Here is a 4,100-nt window from a genome sequence, read left to right on the forward strand (position 1 = left end):
TCGCAGCCAGGACGTCCTCGATCCCCTCCGGTCTCCCCATACCAGAACAACGAGCCCCACAGCTGGAAGCCACGACTTGTTTCCCGGCAGGCCCTTAGAAGCCCTAACGAAATGATCTGTTAGACGGACCGGCTGTGCGCCCCAGGATCGAAGCGGTCCGGCATCCGCTCAGTCGACTCTCCACCAGCAACGCCGCAGCCTGCGATTATCAGTTGGGAGCATGCCCTCGGGTGGTTCTTCGCCGTCGTGTTGGGAGGGCTCAGCTTGGGCTTCTTCGCAGAAGCGTGGGGCAAGTACCGTCTCAATGCGCGAGGACTGTGCGTCGAGGTCAAGTCCCCGTCGGGCAAGCCCTATCCGCCTGAGTGGGGCGCTGGTGTGGGCAGCAAGGTCAGTGTTCGGTACGACCCGGCCAGGCCAACGAGGACGGAACTGCCGGGTACGCCGGAGACGGCATCCTCGCGAGCCTGCTGGTCGGCTTGGCACTGGCCGGCACCGCAGGGGCCATCGCCGTCGAGATACTCGGCTGACGCAGGTCCATCACGTGGGATCACACAAGGAGTGAATCGCCCGGCGCGGCACACGACACGGGACCGGACTGGGTACCTACCGATGGGTGGTCGAGCGCGGCTTTGCCCGGCTGCACGGCTTCCGCAGAAGGGCGGGACTTCTCGATCCCGAAGGAGCGGCTTGGCCGTTTGCGGTATCCCGTCCCGTACTCTGCACTCGTGGTGAGGACCCTCCGGCTGGCAGTGGCTCAGAGCACTGTTCCGCAGGACCCGACGGACCCGCAGAACCTGCGCACGAGCGGGGCGGAGATCCGCGGCCTGATGCGTGAGGCGGACCGGGCGGGCGCACGGCTGGTGCAGTTCCCGGAAGGGGCGATCACCTACCCCTGCAAGCATGTGATGTCCTCGGCAGGCCCTGACACCGTCTCCGAAGCGGACTGGACACGCCTGTCCTGGGAGGCGCTGGGGGAGGAGGCGGAGTCGATCGCCGCTCTCGCTGGTGAGCTCGGGCTGTGGGTGGCGTTCGGCTCCCCGCATCCCCTCCTCGCGCCGAAACGGCCCCACAACAGCGTCTACGTGGTCTCCGACACCGGCCGGCTCGTCACCCGCTACGACAAGCGGCTGCTGTCCCACACCGAGGCCACCCACATGTACACACCCGGGACCGCTCCCGGCATCTTCGAGATCGACGGCATCCGCTTCGGGATCGCCCTGTGCATCGAGGCCCACTTCCCGGAACTGTTCGCCGAGTACGAACGCCTGGACGCAGACTGCGTCCTGCTGTCGGTGATGGTCGACGACGCGATGCGCGCCGTCATCGCCCAGGCCTACGCCGCCCTGTACGGCTACTGGATCGGCTACGCCGTCCCCGCCCAGTACAGCGCCACCGTGCCGTCAGGCATTGTGGCTCCCGGAGGACGATGGCTCGCCCGCTGCCCCGACGACAACCACCCCGCCCTCGCCATCGCCGACCTCGACCTCGACTCGCGCGAGCGCGACATCCACGTCTCGCTCCGCTACGCCCGCCCCTGGCGCCGCGAAGCACGAGCGGAGCAGGCCGGCACAAGCCGACCCGTGACGACACCCGCATGGCGGGGTGTCTCCTCACCGTGAGCAGCACTGACGTCAGTGCTCTCCTCACCGCCGAGCCCGACGCTCTGCGCGAGATGGACAAGGCCATCGACGAGACGCTGCGGTACGCGGAGAAGACCGTCACGTCGATCTCTGAGTCCAGAAGCAGGCCGGGCTTCTGGAACTTCCGGTGGAACCGGTTCCACCGGAAGGCGGCGGTGGAGCAGACGACGCCGGGAGTCTGCAGCACCTGCTTCTTGAGAATCACCAGGGCTGAGTGAGGAGTTTCAACCGCCGCGGCCGCTTCGCCCTGGGGCCCAGGTGCCCGCGCCCACCCGGCTCGTCGTGTCGTCTCCGCTCGTCGCTCGATGCCCCTGCCCGGCCTTCCCGTCCGGCGTCTCATCGGGCCCCATGGCCCGGCGAGAGTCACGGACCGTTGCGAAGCGGGCCGCCCTCGCATGACCGAAACCACGCCTCTCAATACGTCATGTGACGCCTTGACCCCACAGCGCCATCACGGTTGCATGCTTGTGAGCCTCCGGTGGGGACTGGAGGTGAGGCCGTGTCCTACATGGGGGGAAGATGAGGGGAAACGCGAACTGGAGCACCACCAGACGTGTGCGGGCCGCCCTGACCGTGGCGGTCGTGGTTTGCGGGGTCACGGCGGTGCCGCACGGAGCGGCCTCAGCCGAGCCCGTGGGCATCGCGGGCGGTGTTGGTGTCGAGAGGATCAGTGTCGCGGACGACGGCGCCCAGGCAGACGACAACTCCGTCGGCGCCTCGATCACGACCGACGGCCGCCGTATCGTCTTCATGTCGTCGGCAAAGAACCTGATACCCGGCGACACGACGGCAGGCGACAAGGTGTTCCTTCGCGACCAGCAGACGGGGCAGACCAAGCGGATGGGGGCCCAGAGCCCACTCCAGCCTCCGGCGATCAGCGGGGACGGGGAATATCTCGCCTATCCGCACGTGTGGTTCAACAACAACCGGATCAGGCAGGTCCAGGTGAGGACGACATACGAGATCTCCGCCAACTGCTGGTACAGCTGCAACCAGCCGTCGCTGAGCGCGGACGGCCGCTACATCGCCCTCGTCGAACGCCGCTACAAGCCACAGTCGTCCAGCCAGAGCATCGAGATTCTGGACTATGACGACTACAACACCAAGAAGACCATCGCCACCTTCGACCACACCCTGCCGTCCTGGCCGTCCATCAGCGGCGACGCCCGCTATGTCGCCTACCAGGACGGCAGGGCGGAGGACGTCTTCGTGTGGGACCGGACCGACGGCTCCACGTCCGACCCGATCGAGGGCCCGTCCAAGGCGGCGGCTCTCGTCCAGCTCAGCGAGGACGGCAGCAAGGTCGTCTACCTCTCGGGCTCCGACACCTACGTCCACGACGTGAGCTCGGGCACCGACCAACTGGTGCCGAACGTGCGAGGCGTGGCCATTGATCCCACCGGCCGCTATCTGCTGTACGCCCCGCACGACACGAACGGACCGTCGCTCGCGCTGCGCGATCTGGAGACGGGCACTGACGAGATCGTCTCGAACCAGCCCGCCTCGGCCGGGACCGACGCGGTCAGCGCCGGTGGGCGCGACGTGGTCTTCCAGTCCACGGCCGACGACATCGTGCCCGGCGACACCAACGGCAAGTCGGACATCTTCGTCCGCCGCTTCTACTGATCGCTCCTGCTGGCGAGCTCTCCGTGCCGCACCCCCGCGCGGGAGCGGTGGGGGACCCGTAACGGAGCAGGCTGTCCAGGAAGGTCCCGACTCCCGCGACCGATCGGGAGTCGGGGTATGAGTCTTTCTCGAACTGCTCCAGCTCCTCCGCCCTGGCCGACGACCGGATAGCGCGCAGGTTCCGTACGACAGCCGGCGCCAACCCGAGCCCCGTCGCCTGCACCCGATCGTGAACTGATCAGACATGGGAAGGAACGCTCGTCCCTGGACCTGGCCGGCTATCGGGTGACCCCTCCCTTGTGGCGCCCGTCCGCTGGCCAGGTGCCGCATGGGTGGGGAGATCCATCTGCTCAGACCGTCTGGGCTCACGGGGTGCGCGGTGGTCGGTTCGGGCATCCCGGTCCAGGGCGGCCAGGAAGGATGGTGGTGTGGGTGGTGCGCTGTGGGGTGCGGGGCGTGACGGCAGATGGCGTGTCCGCGGTTGTGGATCTCCTCTGTGTCCGGCTGGTTGCGGACTGCGGCGTTGTCCTTGTGCAGGCCCGTGGGGAGGGGGATCGGGTGGGTCGTCTGCTGGGGCAGTTCTGCCAATTCTCTGGTGTTGCTGAGGTGCAGGACGAAGAGCCGGGCTTCTTCTCTCGTCCCGCCTCGCGTCAGGGCCGTCCCCGTGGGTGTTGGCGGGGTACTTGTCCGGCGGACGACCGCCTGCGGGTCGCGTGTGCGGCCCCGCCGCACACGAGGACTAGGTTCTGTCTCTTTGGTCAGCGTCGGGCCCAGATGAGGATGCTGGCGAGGTGGAGTGCGGCCTGGTAGGCGATGGCGAGCTTGTCCGTTCGA

At 67.6% G+C, this 4,100-nt stretch carries 3 protein-coding genes and 1 pseudogene; all 4 read left to right on the top strand.

The features are described 5' to 3' along the window. Positions 1-562 precede the first annotated feature (562 nt). Positions 563-655: pseudogene (locus tag ABZ490_RS51995) on the top strand (IS5/IS1182 family transposase); the annotation flags it as partial. 70 nt (positions 656-725) lie between these two features. Then, positions 726-1,619 carry a carbon-nitrogen hydrolase family protein gene (locus ABZ490_RS52000; protein ID WP_359008054.1) on the top strand — a complete coding sequence of 298 codons (894 nt, stop codon included), beginning with the start codon at positions 726-728 and terminating at the stop codon, positions 1,617-1,619. Further along, positions 1,616-1,858, top strand: coding sequence for a hypothetical protein (locus ABZ490_RS52005; RefSeq protein ID WP_359008057.1), 243 nt, complete (start codon positions 1,616-1,618; stop codon positions 1,856-1,858). The genes ABZ490_RS52000 and ABZ490_RS52005 overlap by 4 nt, the downstream gene beginning before the upstream one ends. A 301-nt stretch (positions 1,859-2,159) precedes the next feature. Then, on the top strand, positions 2,160-3,266 hold the full coding sequence (locus tag ABZ490_RS52010; RefSeq protein WP_359008060.1) for a hypothetical protein: 1,107 nt from the start codon (positions 2,160-2,162) through the stop codon (positions 3,264-3,266). The last annotated feature ends 834 nt before the right edge of the window (positions 3,267-4,100 follow it).

It is taken from the genome of Streptomyces sp. NPDC005811 (genome assembly GCF_040630405.1).
Taxonomy (GTDB): Bacteria; Actinomycetota; Actinomycetes; order Streptomycetales; family Streptomycetaceae; genus Streptomyces.